Raw genomic sequence first — 18,848 nt, 5'->3', positions numbered from 1 at the left:
GATGGGCGTTCTGCGTGAAACCTTGCGAGCGCTGATCAGCCATTGGCGTCAGCACCCGGTGCAGTTTTTCAGTGTGCTGACCGGGCTCTGGCTGGCCACCAGCCTGTTGACCGGGGTGCAGGCGCTGAACAGTCAGGCGCGAGAAAGTTACGCCCGAGCCAGCCAGCTGATTGGCGGCGAACCCCAGGCCAGTCTGAGTGCACCGAATGGCGCGACCTTTTCACAGGTGCTGTTCGTCAACCTGCGTCGGGCCGGTTGGCCGGTATCGCCGCTGTTGCAGGGGCGAATCCAGCTCAAGGGCCATGAAGACCAGCGTTTGCAACTGATGGGCATCGAGCCGTTGTCGTTGCCAACCGGTTCGGCGTTGGCCGGGCAACGCCTGGACATGGCGCAGAGGGTTGATTTTGTCGTCCCGCCGGGCCGTACCTGGATTGCCCCGGCAACGTTACAGGCGCTTGGTTTGCGCGAGGGCGATCAACCGCAAAACCTCAACGGGCAGACCTTGCCGCCGTTGCACAGTCAGGTCGATATGGCCCCCGGTGTATTGCTGCTGGACATCGGCTTTGCCCAGCAGGTGTTGGGCTTGCCGGAACAGTTGTCGCGCCTGTTGTTGCCCAGGGACTTCGCCGCCACCGAGCTTCAGTTACCCGCCGAGTTAGTCGGTCAGTTGCAGTTCAAGCGCAGCGGCGAGGAGAACAATCTGGCGCGGCTTACCGAAAGCTTTCATCTGAACCTTGATGCGCTGGGGTTTCTGTCGTTCGTGGTCGGTCTGTTCATCGTCCACGCCGCCATCGGCCTGGCGCTGGAGCAACGCCGCGGGCTATTCAGGACCCTGCGCGCTTGTGGGGTCAGCGCGCGGAGGCTGATCCTCTGTCTGAGCCTGGAATTGGGTGGGTTGGCACTGCTCGGCGGGATGGTCGGGGTGGCCAGCGGTTACCTGTTGGCCAGTCTGCTGTTGCCGGACGTTGCCGCCAGCCTGCGCGGGTTGTACGGCGCGGAAGTGGCGGGGCAGTTGAGCCTCAGCCCGCTGTGGTGGTTCAGCGGACTCGGTTTGAGTCTGCTCGGCGCACTGCTGGCCGGCGCCAACAGTTTGCTGCGGGCAGCGCGACTGCCGCTGCTGGCATTGGCCAACCCGCAAGCCTGGCATCAGGCTCACGCACGCTGGTTGCGGCGTCAGGGCTGGGTCGCGGCTGTTGCCGCTGTGATCGGCCTGATCGCGTTAACGTGGGGAGACAGTCTGGCCAGCGGTTTTGTGCTGATGGCTGCGCTGTTGCTCGGTGCGGCGCTGAGTTTACCGGTGCTGCTCAATGCTGCGCTGAACCTGGTATTGCGGCGCAGTCGTTCGGTGCTGGGGCAATGGTTTCTCGCCGATTGCCGTCAGCAGTTACCCGCACTGAGTCTGGCCTTGATGGCGCTGCTCCTGGCGCTGGCGGCCAACATTGGTGCCGGCAGCATGACCGCAGGTTTTCGCCAGACGTTCAGTGACTGGTTGGAGCAACGACTGACCGCCGAGCTTTACATCAACCCGCAGAATCCGGCGCAAGCGACCGCGCTGCAACAGTGGCTGCCCGAACAAAAGCTCAGTGCGGTGCTGCCAAGCTGGCAGGTCGCAGTGTCGTTGCAGGGCTGGCCGGCGGACCTTTACGGGGTGATCGATCATGCGACTTATCGCGAGCATTGGCCGTTGCTTGAAGCGCTGGGCGAGCATCCCTGGGATCAGTTGGCGGCGCACGACACGCTGATGCTCAGCGAACAACTGGCCCGTCGACTCAAACTGCGTCTCGGTGACCGCCTGAATATCCCCACGCCTCAAGGCACGTGGTCACCGCAGTTGATCGGGATCTACGCCGACTACGGCAACCCCAAGGGGCATCTGTTGGTCAATGCCGAACACTTGCTGCGTTATTGGCCGCAACTGACGCCGAGCCGTTTCAACCTGCGGATCGAACCGGCACAAATTCCACTGTTGCTGACGGCGCTACAGGCGCGCTTTGCCCTGGACGACAGTCGCATCGTCGATCAGGCCCGGCTCAAGGGGTGGTCGGCGCAGGTGTTCGAACGGACCTTCGCGGCCACCGCGGCGCTCAACAGCCTGACCCTCGGCGTGGCCGGCGTGGCGCTGTTCATCAGTCTGCTGACGCAAAGCCAGAGTCGTCTCGGGCAACTGGCACCTTTGTGGGCGTTGGGTGTGACGCGCCGGCAATTGATGTTGCTCAACCTCGGACAGACCTGGTTGCTGGCGCTGCTGACGCTGGTGGTGGCGTTGCCTCTGGGGCTGGCGCTGGCCTGGTGCCTGGACACGGTGATCAACGTTCAGGCGTTTGGCTGGCGTCTGCCGTTGCGGGTGTTCCCGCTGCAACTCGCGCAACTGATGGGGCTGGCGATGCTGGCGACGTTGCTGGCATCGGCGTGGCCGCTGTTCAAGCTCTATCGCACGCAACCGGCGGATCTGCTGAGGAGCTTTGCCCATGAGGATTAACCGGGCGGTCGGCGTGTTGTTGCTGGCCGTGCTGTTGCTGGCATTGACCGGTTGTGACGACGCGTCGAAAACCAGCGAGAGCTTCGCCGGACTGGGCAGCGACGCGGCGGCATTCAAGCAGGTAACACCGGGCCGGGTATTCAGTTTCCCGGCGGATCACGGTGCGCATGACGGTTACCGCGTCGAATGGTGGTACATCACCGCCAACCTCAAGGACCCGCAGGGCCGGGAATTCGGCGTGCAGTGGACACTGTTTCGCAATGCCCTGAAGGCCGGACCCGAGCAGCCCGGCTGGGCCAGCCAGATCATCTGGCTTGGCCACGCGGCGGTCACCTCGGCGACCGTTCACCATGCCGCAGAACGTTATGCCCGCGGTGGTATCGGTCAGGCCGGGGTTCAGAATGTACCGTTTGCGGCGTGGATCGATGACTGGCGCCTGAGCACTCAAACCGACACCGCGAACCCGCTGGCAGAAATGCACGTGCAGGCCAGTGGCAAAGGCTTCAACTATCGACTGCGACTCACCTCAAATCGGCCGTTGGTGCTGCAAGGCGAGCAAGGCTTCAGTCAAAAATCCGAACAGGGCCAGGCGTCGTACTACTACAGCCAGCCGTTCTTCCAGGCCAGCGGTAGCCTGGAAATCGATGGCGCGACGTATCAGGTCAGCGGCCCGGCCTGGCTTGACCGTGAGTGGAGCAGCCAACCATTGAGGGCCAACCAGACCGGTTGGGACTGGTTTTCCCTGCACCTGGACAGTGGCGTGCAGTTGATGCTGTTTCGGGTGCGGCAGAAGGACGGGGCGGCTTACCTGACCGGCACCTGGATCAACCCGGATGGCAGCGCTGTGCAGCTGTCGCGGGACGAGATCAGCCTCACGCCGTTGGCATCTTCCGAGGTGGCCGGGCGGAGTTTGCCGACGCACTGGTCGATCAAGGTGCCGGGCAAAGGCCTGGACATCACCAGCAGCGCATTGAACCCCAAGGCCTGGATGGATTTGCGCATTCCCTATTGGGAGGGGCCGGTGCAGTTGAGCGGCAGCCATGTCGGCAACGGGTATCTGGAAATGACCGGGTATTGAGTCGTGCGCCGCATTGTTTCGGGTGAAGTCGTGATCTGCGTCTATGCTCCTTCGGCACAGATGGCCTTAGGCATGAGCCGAGGGTCGCTGTTTGCATTTTTTACTTCAAACACAGGGAACGTACCGTTATGAAACTTCACTCACTGACCAAAGCCATTACCCTCGCGACCTTGCTTTCTGCCGGTAGCCTCAGTGCCTATGCGGCCGATATCCCGTTGTCGAATACGGTGGAAGCCGATCAACTGGTTACTAAAGTCATTTCGGTCGACGCCGCCAAGCATCAAGTGGTGCTCGAAGGTGCCGAAGGCAAACAGGTTCATGTCCAGCTCAGCGATAACGCCAAGGATCTGGGCCATCTGAAGACCGGTGACAAGGTTCAGGTCGACGTCACCCACTCGGTGGCCGTTGTACTCGACACCGATGTCGAGAAGGGCCTGCCGAGTGCTAGCGAAAGCAGCGGGGACGCGCGTGCTACCAAGGACAATCCAAACCCGGGCGGCGAAGCGTTCCGTCACGTTCAGGTACAGCTGAAAATCACTGCCATCGATCTGAAGAAACACGAGCTGACCTTTGAAAACCCGGCTGGCGTGAAAAAAGTCGTCACCGTGGAAAAACCGGAAGTTCGGGCCCACCTGAAGAACCTCAAGGTTGGCCAGAGTGTGGTGGTGACGTACACCGACGTGCTGAAAATCACCACCCAGCACGAAGGCTAGAGCGACACCTGGTGTCTATTAAGTATCTACGTCCCGTAGCAGCTGCCGAGCTTGCGAGGCTGCGTTCGGCCGCGAAGCGGTCGTGAAATCAGGCAACGTGTTCTTTCAGGCAAACCGCGTACGCCGGATTTGCGAGGACTTCGTCCTCGAACGCAGCCTCGCAGGCTCGGCAGCTGCTACAGGGGGAACGAAAAGATGTGTAGGTACTTATGTTACTCGGGGACGCAATTTGACCGAACTGGTTCGTTTTTTTTCATTTCAAAACATTGCGCTGAAACAGTATGTCCAGATTAATTCAGAATTTTTGAACGGACAGATCGTTTTCGTTGCATTAAAATCCCCCCGTTCGCCCAGTGTCGGGGCTCTTTACCGGTGCATGGATTGCCAGGCCAATACACTGGGCGAACACCTTTCACCAAGCGCGATAAACAACATTTCACCGCGCGTCTCGGGGCCGATGGCCTTCAAGTTACGCCCCCCATTAAAAAACACGCTGTTCAAGCAACTGGCTGAAGACTTCCAGTTCGGTTTTTTCCAGATCGGATATCACGATAAAACGCATGTGATGGTCTTGCCAGGCGACCACGTTGTAGCCGCGGATGGACTGACTAAGCCTTGGGGTATCGGTTGCTGTCGTTGGCAGAATGAACACGTTGATGATGTGTTTCGCCCGCCCGTAAGACAGCGCCGCGGTTGTCTGGTGTTGCAGGTAATCCAGTCGCCCGCCGAGTAAAGGGAAGCCCTGTGCCGAGAAGTCGAACACCGGCGGCGAAAAGTCCAGCTTGCCGGTAAACCATGGCTTGACCGTGTGCCGGTCGGAGGAAACGACATCGTTCAAGTGTTGGGCCATCAGCGAACGCACATGGTTGGACACCGCTTCGTCCAGCCAGGGTTGCTCAGGCGAAGGCGTGGCCACATACAACACCAGTGCCATGGCCAGCGCGACCGCGGAAAACGCCGGTGCCAGCCACTTTTGTGCGACGTCTCTCAGAGCTTGCCAGGGAGAAGTCGGTGACGGGGGATTGGCGAAGACCTGTTGAATCAGTGCGTCGGGCGCCGCGTAATAAGGTGCATAGGTCTTGACGCTGGCGATCAACCGTTGCGCTTCGTCATGCACGCGTTGGCAGTCGGCGCATTGCGACAGGTGCTCGGCAACGTTCGTTGCGCTCGCAGCGTCCAGTTCATGGTCCAGGTAGCCATGAATCAATTCGTGGCAGACCGTGCAGTTGATCTCATTCATGGCCTTGCAACTTCAGTAGTTCCAGCTTGAGCATGGCGCGGGCGCGGGCCAGTCGGGACATGACGGTTCCCAGAGGAATGTCGACCACCTTCGCGATGTCCTTGTAGGGCATGTCTTCCAACTCCTTGAGGACGATCATTTCACGGAAGACCGGGGGCAGGGCGCGCAGTGCCTGTTGAATCCGTGTGGCGTCCTCCGCCTGCATGGCGAGCAGTTCCGGTGTCTGGCTGTGGCTCAAGGCAAGATTGTCTTGCGAGATCTCATCGTCGATGGCGACCCAACGATGACCGGTCGAGCCCTTGAGCCAGTTGTAACTCTCGTTGCGTACGATCGTCAGGAACCAGGCCCTGGCGTTGCCGTCCGCGAAACGATGCAGAAACCTGAATGCCTTGAGCGCACTTTCCTGCACCACATCATGCGCCGCGCTGTCACTGCCGGTGAGCCAGCGTGCGAGGTTATAAGCCGCATCCATATGTGGCGCAAACAGCTCCTCAAATCGCTTCATAGTGGCTCCAGCCTTTGCCCCCTATAACCCGGATGCGTTGCATTTTATTCCCGAAACAAAAAATATTTTTTTGCCTGGAATAAATCCCCGACCCGCTCGGTTGTACATCGTGTCAGTTCATCAATGTAGACCGCTACGAGGGCGTTCCCATGAACATTCGTTCGACAACACATGAAAAGCGTACAGACGGCCCCTTGGACCCCGACCGCCGAAACTTGCTCAAATGCTCGGCATGGGCTGGTGCCGGCGTTATCTGGGCGTTGAGTGGCGGTATACCGCGAGCGTTTGCCCTGAGTGACGATGGCACCGTATCGGACCCGAAAGCGCTGGACAGCACTTTTCACTTCGTACAAATCAGCGACTCGCACATCGGTTTCAACAAGGAAGCCAATCCCGAACCGCTGAAGACCTTGCAGGTCGCCATCGACAAAGTTATCGCGCTGCCGAAAAGGCCTTCGTTGATCCTCCACACAGGGGATATCACCCACCTCTCCAAACCGGAGGAATTCGATACTGCCGCGTCTATGCTCAAAGGCCTGCCTTCAACCGTGCACTACATTCCGGGCGAGCACGACACCCTCGATGAAGGTGGCGGCAAGCTCTACCTCGAACGCTATGGCAAAGGCACCAAAGGCAACGGCTGGTACAGCTTCGATGACCATGGCGTGCATTTCATCGCGCTGGTCAACGTCTTCAACTTCCAGGCGGGCCACGAGGCAACCCTCGGTGCCGAGCAACTGGCCTGGCTGCAGGATGATTTAAAGGCAGTGAGCACCAGCACACCGGTTGTGGTGTTCACCCACATTCCGTTGTGGACGATCTATCAGCCGTGGGGCTGGGGCACCGAAGACGGTGATCAAGCCATCGCGATGCTGCGCAAATACGGTTCGGTGACGGTGCTCAATGGCCACATCCATCAGGTCATCCAGAAGGTCGAGGGCAACATCACCTTCCACACCGCACGCGGCACGGCTTACCCGCAACCCGCACCCGGTGCCGGGCCAGCACCGGGACCGATGACCGTGGCGGCCGATCAACTGCGCAACTACCTGGGGATTACCGAGGTCAAGGCGACGCAGGGCAATCATCCGTTGGCACTGATCGATTCAACACTTGTTTAGGGGAGGCGCTGACATGAAGCATTTACTGCGGGTACTGGCCTTGGGTTGCCTGATGGTTTCGATACCGGCGTGGGCGGAAGGGACCAGAATCGACATCAAGGAATTCATGTTTGGTCCCAAGGAAGTGACGATAGCGGTGGGCACCACCGTGACCTGGGTCAACGACGATCAAACGGTCCATACGCTGATGGAAACCCACAAGGTGTTCCATTCGGCAGCGCTCGACACCAACGACCAGTTTTCCTATCAGTTCAATACGCCGGGGACCTATGAATACTACTGCACGCTGCACCCGCAGATGATCGGGAAGATCATTGTCAGTGCGGCGAAGTGAGGGGAGGGTCGTTGCAACGCAGAAAAAATGGGTGACCCCAGGGTTTGATAACGGTCAATCAAGTGAACGCAAAGTTTGAAACAGCAGAGATCTAATGTGGGAGCGAGCTTGCTCGCGATAGCGGTGTGGCAGTAAACATGTGTGCTGACTGTAAAACCGCTATCGCGAGCAAGCTCGCTCCCACAGTGGACTTGCTTCGTTTTACAGAATGCATTTCCTTGGCTGACCGTGACTAAACCCGAGGTCGCCCATTTTCATCAGGAAGTACCGGAGCTGCCATCGCCGAAGCTTTTCAGCGGAATGCCAGTCAATTAAGCGAACGCAAGGTTCGAAACAGCAAAGATCAAATGTGGGAGCGAGCTTGCTCGCGATAGCGGTATGACAGTAACCATTGATGCCGAATGTAAAACCGTCATCGCGAGCAAGCTCGCTCCCACAGTGGACTTGCTTCGTTTTATAGAATGCATTTCCTTGGCTGACCGTGATTGAACCCAGGGTCGCCCATTTTCATTACGGCGCCGACACCTGCGCCTGCAATCGTCGGCCGATGACATCCAGCAAATCACAACCGTCGCGCAGCGGAATCGCCAATACCCGTGCGAAGTCCTGAAAAACGACGCTGTCGTTGTGGGGCGCCTCACGCAGGGCGAGGTTCTCCAACAACTGCGTCACCGCGCTGATGCGGTAGGCGGCCGTGTCATGGAGTACATCGAGCGGTGCTTCGGTGTCGATGAGCAGCGAGTGAAAATTGTTGTCGATCCCGGTGATGGGCATGTAGCGAGCCATGGCTGTACCTCCATTGGTGAGCACTCAGTGACGAACGCCAGATGTCGAATCAGGCGTATCGAGGTGCTCCAGCGCCCGGTTCACCATCAACTCGGCCAGCACGGTCAACTGTTGAATGGCCAGCGCCACGTTGCGGCGCGAGCCTTCGAGTTCAAAGGCCAGGTCGGTGGCCATGGCGTTGAGCGAGGCGAGGGTTTCGGAGGTGTGGATCAGCAGGGTTTCGGTGTCGACGTTTGGGGCGATGGTGAAGATGTGGCTGATGGGATCGGAAGCGACTGGGGTTTCGAGAGGGTTGAGGGTGATTTTTTTCATTGGCTTGTTCCTCGAACAAAATTAAGGAAAAGCGCCTGCATAAATTTTGCGGCGCTTATGCGCCTAGATCTTTTGAAGGGCTTCCACACCCTTGCCACTGATTTTGCAGCGACAAACGAAGGCTATCCGCGAGGCCCGCTCGGCACAAGTTCACCAAAACCGCTACAGCGTGCAGGAAATGTCCGAAGCCCGTGTTTCTGTTGACGATCCGGCTATTCATATAAACCAAAGAGCCGAGAAGGCGCTCATTCGCACCGCCGAAGTTTTTCAACAGCTAGTCGTCACGACGCCTTGCCAGTGCAAGGCGTCGATCCGTTTAACCGCTTAGAACCAGTAATGCAGGCCGAGCATTAATGACTGGGCGTTGTAGTTAGTGCGCACATCGCCTTGGGGTAGGCCTTGAATGTCACCGAAGTGTGCATCGCGAGTCTTGAGGTAGCGATAATCCAGGGACATGGACCATTGTTCGGTGAGTTCGTAACCTACTCCGGCGCCGAGTTGGTAGGCCGATACGGTGTCGCGATGCTCGTTGCCGAACTGGACGCCGCCGGCTTCCAGGCCACTGACTGTCAAGGTGGTGTAGCCCAGGCCGCCGCCAATGTAAGGGGTGAACCGACTGAACGGCGCAGGGAGGTTCAAGACGTCATACCAGAGGTTGGCCATCAGGCTGGTGGCTTCCTCTTCGCCTTTGCCGTCGATGCTCCCGCCGCCTTCGTAGACCCGGTGATTGAACTGGGTCAGGGTGTTTTTGCGGTAGCTCAGTTCCAGTTCAGGTCTGAGCCCGACGGGAAATCGCCAGCCGAATGCCAGTCCGGTGGCGTAGCCGGAGTGCAACGGCTGGTTGAACTCCATCTCGACAAAATCGAGGTTGTTCTGGTTGAGGTCCTGCGGAGCAACCCAGTTCAGGCCGCCCATGACACTGAGGTAGGGGCCGAGCGTGTCGGCGGAACTGGACGCTGGGGCGATCAAGCCCATGCCAATGACGCCCATCACGAGATACTGAGTGTTTTTTAGTAGGTTCATGCTCGGTCCGAAGTGTGCCGTTATCGATAAGTAAGCGAAGCGTGTTCAGGAGCGAGCGTTCAACACTCCCGCTCCCGGGATGGTTCATGCGCGGTGCAAATGCGGCCCAGGTTTATCGAGCGCCGGGTTAGTCATGGCTTTCGTCCGTTGTTCAGCCAGCGCGCACAGGTTGTCCAGTGCGGTGGTCATTGCCGCGGTGAGCATTTTGCGTAACAGCCTGCGGTACAAAAAACTCAAGGGGCCGGAGATCTTCGCGCTGTGGACGACCTGGGTTTCATGCGCAGAAAGCCTGTGCATCCGGTGATCGAATTCAAGGCCGATCCAAAGCAGTCTTGCCGTGTTCCGATAGCTTTCATGAACCTTCACCGCTTCCAGTTTCAGTGGCATGCTCAGGCCATTCTTGAGGACGCATTTGCCTCGCGTTCCAGGCTGAAACGGGCCATTGAGTTCACAATGGCTGACGTCAGTATCCCATAACGGGGCTTCTGAAAAAGTGCTCCAGATCTTCCATATTTCAGACGGCGGCGATTTGACTCGGACTTGCACATTGACATCGTTCACGGCGACACCTTGGTTGTGGGGGGCACTGTCATGCTGGAGAGTGAGATCAATTCAATACCTCAGGCCGCGGGCGCCGATTGACTCAGCACTTGAGCGGTAATACTGGCTTGACCGATTTTTTCGCCCCGGTTGAACAGGTCGATATAGATGCGGTTGGTTTTGAATGGCTGATCCTGCGCGTCAAAACCGGCTTGCGGTGCCAATGACAGCGGACTGTTCCTGGGGATTGGCCGATCCAGAGTGAAACTCAAGGCCAGCAAGTTCATCGGGGTATTGAGCGGGATCCGCAGGTAGCTGTGGGCAATTTGCATGTAGCACTGGCGGGCAACTTCGAGGAAATAGACCATCGAATAGTGCTCGGGGTCGCCCTCCTGGAAGAAGTGCTCATCCGGCAGCTTGAGCGTGTCCACGCTCAAGCCCTGAGCGATACCGCTCATGTCACTGACGATGACGTTTTCTTCCCGGGCCTTGTGTAGCAAGGCCTTGTCGCGGCAGCGAACGGCCGTGAACTCGCTGGCGGGCGATGTCTCGAACGCCGAGCTGTAAGCCATCCCAAGAGTACAGGTGCACATCAGCTTCCCGGCCTGCATGACCTTGGCATTGAATACCTGGGGTTCTTTGCCTTGTTCCAGATGCAGGTCAATCACACCCTCTTTTTGTACGTATTGCTGGAATTTGATATTCAGGGTTTTGACATAGGCGACTCGCCCAGTCAGTGGGGGCATGGCGAGCTCGATCAGTTGCAACACGCCCTCGAGCAATAAAATGCCGGGGATGTGATCAAGCGGGTGATCGAAGAAATAAGGGTGCGCTTCATTCACCACGAGCTGGGCGTGCAGTGACTGCGGGCTGCGCCGGACGTTGGCGATCACGATATTTTCCGGGCAACGTTGCCAGTGCTCGGGACGCTGGACTTCAGCTCCACGGTGCAGGGCAAAAAGGCCCTCCATGGCGCGAACCCTGACTCGCAGCCCTGTGAGCAGGGTGTTGGTCAGCATGTCGCTGAGTTCGAGTACGTCGACGCCGTCGTTTTGCGGCTCCCGGACAAGGCTGACAGGACGGGGAGGCGGGCTGACCTGCTGCAATTGCTGGGGTGCCGAGTGAGCGAAACGCAAATTGAAGGGATGCTTGATGGCGGTGACGGATTCAGCCGCCGCCGGGCTCCACTCCTGAAGCTTTTCAGTGAATAGCCACATCACGGCCTTGCCGGCCTCGCGAACCTCGATCACGGTGTGAGCCGATGCACTCAACATCACCGCCAACAGGGTTTCGATGCCACTGGCTTCAGCCAGGAAGCCGGTCATCTCTTGCAGTGATCCGCTGGCACGAGTCGCATTGGGCTGCAGCTCGCAGATTTCAATGTTCTGGAATTGGCTCGGCTCTTTGCCCAGTTGCTGGCAAGCCTGTTCCAGCGAATTCGCGGCATGGGCCAGGACCGCCGCGCGGATCACCAGCAACGGTTTGTCGCTGGCGTTCGGTTGATAAGGACGCAGAGCAAGCACCCCCAGTCCTTCACCTTGGGTCGTCGCCGCGTTGCGGGCACGTTCGATCTCGATTTCACCACTGATAAAGCGTCCCGCACCGAGCAGGAGAGTCGTCACGCCTTCCTTGAACCATTGCTGCGATGCCAACAGGGTTTGCCAGAACAAACCCGGGGTGCCGACCAGTGTCTGATGGAAACCCTTGAAGTCAAAAATCTGCGCTGGGTAGCCGGACAACATGTTCGGCAACATGGTTGCCACGTCCGCCACTTCCACACCCGGTGGCATGCCTTGAGCCCGGGAGTAGAAACTGTGAGCGCTGCTATAGGCATTGCTGAAGCGCTCGCCACCCATGTTGCAACACATGACCATCGCGGTGCCGGGTGAACCGGCCACACCTGGCAGGCGGCGCAGTAAATGACCGACGCGATCGGTGATCAGCAGCTTGAACGGATCGACATGGGCCAGCGGTTTGGGGCCCATGCCGAAGCCGTCGATATCAATGAGGTGATCCTGCGCCAGGAATTTTCCCAGTAAAGGCTGAGCTGAAGTGGCGGTGTAATCAACGAAGCGCCCATAAGGGAAACTGACTGATGGCGCTGCGGGCTGATCGAGTTGTTGCTTGAGTGACTGCAATGAGAAGTGGCTGCCGATCGCCGCTTCTGCCTCGACAATGGCCAGGTCCAGCATCAGCACGCCGGGAGCGGTCCGGGGGACGACAGGGTGGTTGTCGGGAATGTATTCATCCACCACCAGGTGCGCATTGGCGCCGCCAAAACCAAAGCTGGAGATGCCAACCCGGATCGCCGACTGACGATCAGCGAGGGGCTGAATCTGCTGTGTGGCCAGCTGCAGGCAGGTCTCATCGACTTTTGCGCTGGGCCGGTAGTCGGGCTGAGGTGGAATACCTTTGTGACGCAATATCATCAACGCCTTGGCGAGCGAAGCGCCGCCGGCGGCAGCCAGTGGGTGACCAATGACGGACTTGATCGAACCGATGGTTATTTTTTTGCCGTCTGCGCGATGGGGGGCGAAGAAGCTGTTCAACGAATCCAGCTCTGTCGCATCACCCAGCGGTGTACCGGTACCGTGGGTCTCGATGTAGTCCACGTCGTTGGGGTCAAGACCGCTATAGGCACGCTGGTAAGCCGTGTACTGGGCCTGTTTGCCAGGCGCAAACACCGAGCCTTCGGCGCCATCGGCCGAAAGTCCCAATGCCCGCAAAACGCCCAGCGGGCGGCGCTGCGCAATCAGGGCTTGCGATACGGGCTCGACCAGAAAAGCCACCGCGCATTCGCCCGGCACAATGCCGTCAGCGTCCTGGCCGAACGCCTGCATTTGGGCTCTGGACGAAAAGGCGGTCAACTGCGAGAACCCCAGAAACAGTGCCGGCGGCAGTACGGTGTTCAATGCCATGACAATCGCGTTATCCGCCTGTCCGCTGTTGACCAGGGCCTGCGCCATATCGATTGCATAGGGGAACGAACTGCAAGCGGTGTCGACCGACAACGCCGGTCCACCCAAGGCAAAAGCCGCCGCCAGTTCAGCCACTTGTTCACCCGGCGTATAGCCCTGTGGTGCATCGGCTTTTCCAGACATTCCCGTGACGAAATAACTCTCATCACTCCAGGACGTCGCGACCACCAACGCCGTGCGTTCCCTGATCAATGCCGAGCCTTGTCCGGCAAGCTGAGCGAGGAGCGTCTGGAGCACTTTCTTGCCGATGGCGACCTGCCGTCCTTCATGCCGTGAAGGGATCGCAGCGTCATCGGTCAGGCAATAAGCACTGTCCAGGTAAGTGCGATCCTTTTCACCGGCCTTTGCTGAATAGATCGACGCCTTATCCAGTTCCCAGCGTGTCAGCATCGAATGGATAGGAGCTATCTGTCCTTCCGAGAGCAAGTGCCAAAGCGCATCCGTTGATGGCGCCCCAGGAAACTCGCCCGCCATTGCACTGAAGCAAAAATCGCCCTCTGTCGTTACCGCGCCACTCATACCCTGTCTCCTGATTGCCAAACTGCTGGGTGATCTGTCCGATCACCCGGATTCCATGCCATTTTTTTAGCGGCTCAGTGCCTCAGCGCAGTCTTGCCAAAAGCGACAAGGCGTCCTGCGGCGTACGACGCGACATCAGCGCTTCACCGGCAAACTCGCTGGCAGAACATTGTTGCGCCATGGATTGGCAGAGTGTTTCTCGGGCAAAACCGTTGAGCCCCAACTGGGCGAAGGGCGTCTCGATGTCGATCGACTTTGGCGCGTCCGGGATCAGCGGCGACAGGGAGTTGAAAAGCAGATTGCCGACCGGCTCCTGGGAGCCCGTTGAGGCAGGTGATTGCGCCTCGCAGGGTGCAACTGATGTCGACTCGGGGGCGGCCAGGGCGGCTTTGATCAGTGCGATGGTGTCTTGTGGAAATTTGGCGTTGACCAGCTCAGTACTGTTGGCTTTGAGTTGCGGCCACAAGGCGACGACCGATTCCAGGAAGTCCAGCTGCACCAGGGAGTCCAGGCCCAGGCTTTCATAGCTTTGTTGCTGGTCGATCTGGTCAACCGTAAAACCGGTGATATTCGCCAGTTGTTCCAGTACCCAGGCCTCGACATCCACGGCAGGTGCCTGTGGATTGGCTTCAAGTCGTGCCAGCAAGGCGGTAGGGCTCGGGGCATCAAAGAGCAGCGAGGTGAGCTCTTTCTTTTCCGGGAAGTGCTGGGCCAGGGATTCGAAAATATCGACCAGCCCCAGAGAGTCGATGCCCAGGCTCTCGAAACTTTGATCGAAGTCGATTTGTTCCTTTTTGAATCCTGTGACCGAGCTTATTTCGGCGCGCAACCATTGACCGTAGGTGAGCGCAGGTGTTTGTTCGGCAACGGGGGCCGATGCCAGCATTGCCGAGTTCGAGTTCGAGAGTACGGGCTCCAGCACCGGAAGAGTTTTATTGACGGGGGCTTCAACCCCATGGGCATACACGCCTTCAAGAACTTGTTGATGAGCATTGAAGTAATGCGCCGTGACGGTTTCGGCCTGCTCCAGCAAACGCATCAATATTGATTCTTTTGCTATATTGGATTCGCACAGTGAATCAATGATTTTCTCTGAAAGAGAAAAATAGCTGTGGGCTATTTTTCCATTGGACACGATGAATTCCTGCACAACATCGTTGAGTTGGAAGCGCATGAGGTTCTCCTAACCAAAGTCGGTCTATGTTTCTATAAGTAAGAAATCAAAAGTCATGGCCCAGGGGAGGGCCTTGTGTAAATCAATTAACCAAACTGGCAGTAGCCATAGAGAGACTTAAAGTTGGAGTTCCACTGCGTCGATCTCGGAAGATGTTGTTTTTTTAGCGCCCTTGAGCAGCCCGGATCTGACGTTCAGATAAGTAATGAGCGTGATTGCATCGGCACCCTGGAAAGCGATGTAGCCATCAGGACGAATCAGCATCAATGTGCCCGCTTTGGCATGGTAACGCTTGTGCAGTCGCCAATCGGGGTCCAGCAACGTCGAGTGCCAGGAAGGCAGGTCGGTGCTGTTCAGGGCATCAATAACGCAATAAGCCTTGATGCCGGGGTAATCCTTCTCCACCGACTCGGCCAGCGAGTAATAGCCCGGTAACAACGGAGAAAACTGATCGGCTGCGCTAAAAATCAACAGCGTGAACGTTCCGTGGAACACGTCGATCAAGCGTTTTGGCGGCATACCTTGCAGTTGCCACAATTCAACATCGGGAGCCAGTTGACCTGCGCGAGGCACAGACGTCTGGAATTCGGCTTTCCGGCCTTTTTTGTCCCAATTCATGCGCTGCTTTTTCGTCAGCGATTCTTGAATGTAATCACTTTTGCCGTAGTGGTACTGATGACCGGAAATCATCGAGGGCAGCTTGCGCTGAACCTTGCGCCTGTTGCTCAGCAGCGGCAGAACATTGTCGCGTAGCCAAACGAGGGCGCGATGCTTGAGGGTAATCAGTCCGGTCAGTCGGTGTGCCGTGTTCTCGACTTCCAGAGCAACCGGGTAGCGTTCTTCGTTGTAGCTTTCGAGCAATGATGGATCCGCCAGGCCCTGATCGACATAGGCCATTTTCCACGCCAGGTTATAGGCCTCGGAAACCCCCAGGTTCATCCATTGCCCGCCGATCGGGCTGCCGATATGCGCCGAATCGCCCACCAGAAACACAGAGCCTTGCTGCAGCGACTGCACGCGACGATGTTGAAAAGAGGCGATGGTGGTCGATGAAATATTCGACAGCGTCATCTTTTGCCCACGGCCTTCACACAACCGCTGAAAGTTCTCCAGGCTCAAGGAAGGGCGCTCACCTTCTGGCGGCAGGTTATAGGGCATCTCGATGAACAGCCGATAACGGGATTGGGCGCTGATCGGCGCGACCGCCACATAACCGTCCTGTGCACCCAGGAAGAAAGCCCCTTCGTCCTTGCTTCCAGACCACTCGATATCGGCATCGGCCAGCATGAAAAATCGGTCGTAGGACGATCCTTCGAAGGTCATCTCAAGACGTTTTCTAATGTTGCTGCGAGCACCGTCGCACGCGACCACCCAGCGACTGGTCAGGGATTCGTCGCTGCCGTCCGCATGATGCAGTGTCATGCGCACTGATCCCGGCTGGTTTTCTATGTCGACCAGTTCGGTATTCCACTCGACATCCGCCCCTAACTTGTTAAGTCGCTCAAGCAGGATCTTCTCCGTCTGCGGCTGTGGCAGGCTGAGGAGCAGGGGATAGGTGGCATCCAGGTAGGAGAAGTTATAGTTCAGCACCCGTTTGGCGTTCGACTGCACCGAAAACTGGTTGATAGTAAACCCGTCGCCGATGGCCTGATCGGCAACACCCAGATCCCGAAAAATTTCCAGGGTTCTGGAATGGATGGCCATCGCTTTGGTAGCGGTCGAGGGGCCGGCATTCTTTTCAATAATGCGAAAAGACACGCCCCATTTTTTCAGCATGATTGCCATGGACAAGCCAATAGGGCCGGCGCCGACGATCATGACGGTCGGGGCGTGACCGGGTTGCCTGAAGTGCTTGGGGGCCAAAGTGCTCAGAGTGTTCATCGGTTAGTACCAGTTTCTATAGAAGGGAGAGTTGGCAATGCCGAGCAGGGCATCGTCACCTGATGAGTCGCCGTAGGCATAAATGTAAAAGTCATCAAGGTTGCTCAAACAGCCTTTCAGCCGCGTGACTTTTTCTCTCTCAACACAGTTGGCACCTGATATCCCGCCGGTCAGTTTGTTTTTCGCAGTCGCCAGGCGAGTGCCGCACACATAGTCAAAGCCCGCTGCCTGGCCCCAGGGAATCAGGTAGTTTTCTGGCGAGTTGCTGACCAGAGCAGTGACATGCCCCATGGACTGATGCCATTGCAGCCGGCGCAGGGCTTCGGGCCTGAGCCAGAGCGGTAGTAGCTCGCTAATGAAATACCTGGCGTGCTCGCGCTCTTGCTCAACCGACAGACCGCCCAGGTAACAGGCAATAAACGCCAGGCGGGCTTGCATCAACGGCGTGATGCCAAGGATCACGCTGAGCATTTTGGGCAGCAGGGGAATGATCCTGAGCCAGAACGATCGGGTTCCCACGATGTAACGCATGTAGCGCCAGAACGTATGTCTGTCGGTCAGTGTGCCGTCAAAGTCGAAAACGGCGAGTACCGGTTGTGTGCCATTAGCTTGCATGGATCTCTTCCTTGAGAGAGACGATCTCGATGGTTCTGGGCAGCTTGAAGCCCGAGAGGTAGTGCGAGAGCAGGGTGGAGATAGCGCTCTGGGTCAGGTCACCGCTCCCTTCAACGCACAGGTGCAATACGTTGACCTCTTTGTTGTCGGGGACGATGTAGGCTTTCGCGCGCACCACGTCGGGATGCTTCAGGGCGATGGATTCGATTTCCGTCAGGTCAACCATTTGCGCTTTGATCTTCGAGATGCGCAGGCGTTGGCAATAGAAAAACACATGTCCATCGTCGTCCCGCCAGACCAGATCACCCGTGTGTAGCCAGCCATCACGGAAGAACCGGGCATTGGCGTCCTCGGCATCGTTATAGCCGTCAATCACCATCGAGCCGCGTATCAACAGTTCGCCGATACGCCCAGATGCGACGTCCCGCCCTTCGGCATCGACGACCCGCAGTTCTACACCGCTAATCGGTTGTCCCATGGCGCCGCGATGGACCTTGCCAATAGAACTCTGGACAATCACCGGCATGCTCTCGGTCAATCCATAGCCTTGCAGCACCGGGTTGCAGCCCAGCAGCCGGCCCAGTTTCTCGGCTTCGTCCGCCGGCAAATGGCTGCCACCCGAATAAATCATCAGTTGCGGGTGCATCGGCAACAGCGCGCCTTTGCGTTTGGCCAGTCGCGTATTGAAGTAGCGAATGACGTCGGGCACCAGGCAGGCAAAGGTGACCTTATGCTGGGACAAGACTTCTGCCAGATCCCTATTGAGCAGGGTGTTGGTCATTAACAGAGTGGCGCCCACGCTCAATGGAAAGACCATCATCACGGACAGTCCGAAGATGGCATACAGCGGCAGCGTCACCAGATGAACGGACCCGACGCCTTGAAGATGAAACTGCTCATGCAGCCCATCGCTCGATTGCGTCAGGTCAAGGTAGCGGTGAGAAACGGCCAGCGGTTTACCGATACCCCGATAAGTGAACTGTACCGAGACGATTGGATTGCCTTCGGGCAGTAACAACGGCTCGGTCTGTCGGGGAAGCCGAGAATCGGCCGTTGCGTTGTCGGGCAGGGGAGATGACAGCTCGCCCCCGGCGTTCAACACCAAGGAGTGACGAACGCCGTAGGTAGGCTGAAATGTCTCGCTATGCTGCTCCCATAGCGTTTCGGTCGTCACAACCAGCGTCGGTCTGGCGATGCTGATGACGCTGGTCATTTCGAATGGCGTCAGTTTGTAGTTGAGGATGACCGGAATCGCACCGCGCCCGATGATCGCCAGATAGTAAGCGATGAACTCCACCCCGTTGGGTAGAACCAGCGCCACTTTGTCGCCCGGCAATACATCCAATGCGGTGAGGGCACCGTTGCACTCTTCGGCTTTTATTCGCAACTCGCGGTAAGTAACAGTGTCTTCTTCCGCGTCCAGATTCCTGATAGCAATATGGTTGGGGAACGACTCTGAAAAACCGACAAAGCGATGCAGAAAACCTTCTTTAGATGAAAGGCTTTTCATTGACCAACCTCTCTCAATCCTTGAATTTATGGTTAAACAA

General features: G+C 57.7%; 16 protein-coding genes. 5 read left to right on the top strand and 11 right to left on the bottom strand.

The window, feature by feature from the left end; translation table 11 throughout:
- Position 1 precedes the first annotated feature (1 nt).
- The 3 genes from BK659_RS12800 (at position 2) to BK659_RS12790 (ending at position 4,270) form a co-directional block, all read left to right on the top strand.
- On the top strand, positions 2-2,479 hold the full coding sequence (locus BK659_RS12800) for an ABC transporter permease (RefSeq protein ID WP_123425430.1): 2,478 nt from the start codon (positions 2-4) through the stop codon (positions 2,477-2,479).
- Positions 2,469-3,557 carry a lipocalin-like domain-containing protein gene (locus BK659_RS12795; RefSeq protein ID WP_123425429.1) on the top strand — a complete coding sequence of 363 codons (1,089 nt, stop codon included), beginning with the start codon at positions 2,469-2,471 and terminating at the stop codon, positions 3,555-3,557. The genes BK659_RS12800 and BK659_RS12795 overlap by 11 nt, the downstream gene beginning before the upstream one ends.
- Before the next feature lie 128 nt (positions 3,558-3,685).
- Positions 3,686-4,270 carry a hypothetical protein gene (locus tag BK659_RS12790; RefSeq protein WP_123425428.1) on the top strand — a complete coding sequence of 195 codons (585 nt, stop codon included), beginning with the start codon at positions 3,686-3,688 and terminating at the stop codon, positions 4,268-4,270.
- Between the two features lie 481 nt (positions 4,271-4,751).
- On the opposite strand, the gene BK659_RS12785 is transcribed toward BK659_RS12790, so the two are convergent.
- Together BK659_RS12785 and BK659_RS12780 are read right to left on the bottom strand one after the other, a co-directional pair.
- Positions 4,752-5,510 (bottom strand): anti-sigma factor family protein, encoded by a 759-nt coding sequence (locus BK659_RS12785; protein WP_123425427.1) that lies wholly within the window; start codon positions 5,508-5,510, stop codon positions 4,752-4,754.
- Positions 5,503-6,015: a sigma-70 family RNA polymerase sigma factor gene (locus BK659_RS12780; protein ID WP_123425426.1), complete on the bottom strand. Its 513-nt coding sequence runs from the start codon at positions 6,013-6,015 to the stop codon at positions 5,503-5,505. Before BK659_RS12780 ends, BK659_RS12785 begins: the two co-directional genes overlap by 8 nt.
- Positions 6,016-6,164: 149 nt before the next feature.
- On the opposite strand from BK659_RS12780, the gene BK659_RS12775 reads away from it, so the two are divergent.
- Both BK659_RS12775 and BK659_RS12770 read left to right on the top strand, forming a co-directional pair.
- Entirely contained in the window at positions 6,165-7,136 is a 972-nt protein-coding gene (locus BK659_RS12775; protein ID WP_123425425.1) for a metallophosphoesterase family protein, read from the top strand.
- A gap of 13 nt (positions 7,137-7,149) precedes the next feature.
- Positions 7,150-7,470 carry a cupredoxin domain-containing protein gene (locus BK659_RS12770; protein ID WP_123425424.1) on the top strand — a complete coding sequence of 107 codons (321 nt, stop codon included), beginning with the start codon at positions 7,150-7,152 and terminating at the stop codon, positions 7,468-7,470.
- A 510-nt stretch (positions 7,471-7,980) separates the two neighbouring features.
- Here the strand turns inward: BK659_RS12770 and BK659_RS12765 are convergent.
- From BK659_RS12765 to BK659_RS12725, 9 genes are all read right to left on the bottom strand, one after another.
- Positions 7,981-8,256, bottom strand: a complete 276-nt coding sequence (locus tag BK659_RS12765; RefSeq protein WP_123425423.1) for a hypothetical protein — start codon at positions 8,254-8,256, stop codon at positions 7,981-7,983.
- A 24-nt stretch (positions 8,257-8,280) separates the two neighbouring features.
- Positions 8,281-8,568 carry a DUF6124 family protein gene (locus BK659_RS12760; RefSeq protein ID WP_123425422.1) on the bottom strand — a complete coding sequence of 96 codons (288 nt, stop codon included), beginning with the start codon at positions 8,566-8,568 and terminating at the stop codon, positions 8,281-8,283.
- A 324-nt stretch (positions 8,569-8,892) separates the two neighbouring features.
- Positions 8,893-9,591: an outer membrane protein gene (locus BK659_RS12755; protein WP_123425421.1), complete on the bottom strand. Its 699-nt coding sequence runs from the start codon at positions 9,589-9,591 to the stop codon at positions 8,893-8,895.
- Between the two features lie 84 nt (positions 9,592-9,675).
- Positions 9,676-10,152, bottom strand: coding sequence for an SRPBCC family protein (locus tag BK659_RS12750; RefSeq protein WP_123425420.1), 477 nt, complete (start codon positions 10,150-10,152; stop codon positions 9,676-9,678).
- A gap of 59 nt (positions 10,153-10,211) precedes the next feature.
- Positions 10,212-13,628 (bottom strand): polyketide synthase family protein, encoded by a 3,417-nt coding sequence (locus tag BK659_RS12745; protein ID WP_123425419.1) that lies wholly within the window; start codon positions 13,626-13,628, stop codon positions 10,212-10,214.
- Between the two features lie 82 nt (positions 13,629-13,710).
- Positions 13,711-14,802, bottom strand: a complete 1,092-nt coding sequence (locus BK659_RS12740; RefSeq protein ID WP_123425418.1) for an acyl carrier protein — start codon at positions 14,800-14,802, stop codon at positions 13,711-13,713.
- Positions 14,803-14,919: 117 nt separating this feature from the next.
- The gene (locus tag BK659_RS12735; RefSeq protein WP_123425417.1) at positions 14,920-16,683 is read right to left on the bottom strand and encodes an FAD-dependent monooxygenase; all 1,764 of its coding nucleotides are present in this window, start codon (positions 16,681-16,683) and stop codon (positions 14,920-14,922) included.
- Between the two features lie 3 nt (positions 16,684-16,686).
- Positions 16,687-17,298 (bottom strand): HAD-IB family hydrolase, encoded by a 612-nt coding sequence (locus tag BK659_RS12730; protein WP_123425416.1) that lies wholly within the window; start codon positions 17,296-17,298, stop codon positions 16,687-16,689.
- Entirely contained in the window at positions 17,288-18,808 is a 1,521-nt protein-coding gene (locus BK659_RS12725) for a class I adenylate-forming enzyme family protein (RefSeq protein WP_123425415.1), read from the bottom strand. Before BK659_RS12725 ends, BK659_RS12730 begins: the two co-directional genes overlap by 11 nt.
- Positions 18,809-18,848: the final 40 nt, after the last annotated feature.

Origin of the sequence: Pseudomonas brassicacearum (genome assembly GCF_003732225.1) — a bacterium.
GTDB classification, from domain to species: domain Bacteria; phylum Pseudomonadota; class Gammaproteobacteria; order Pseudomonadales; family Pseudomonadaceae; genus Aquipseudomonas; species Aquipseudomonas brassicacearum_E.
This window is presented reverse-complemented; position numbering and strand designations above follow the sequence as displayed.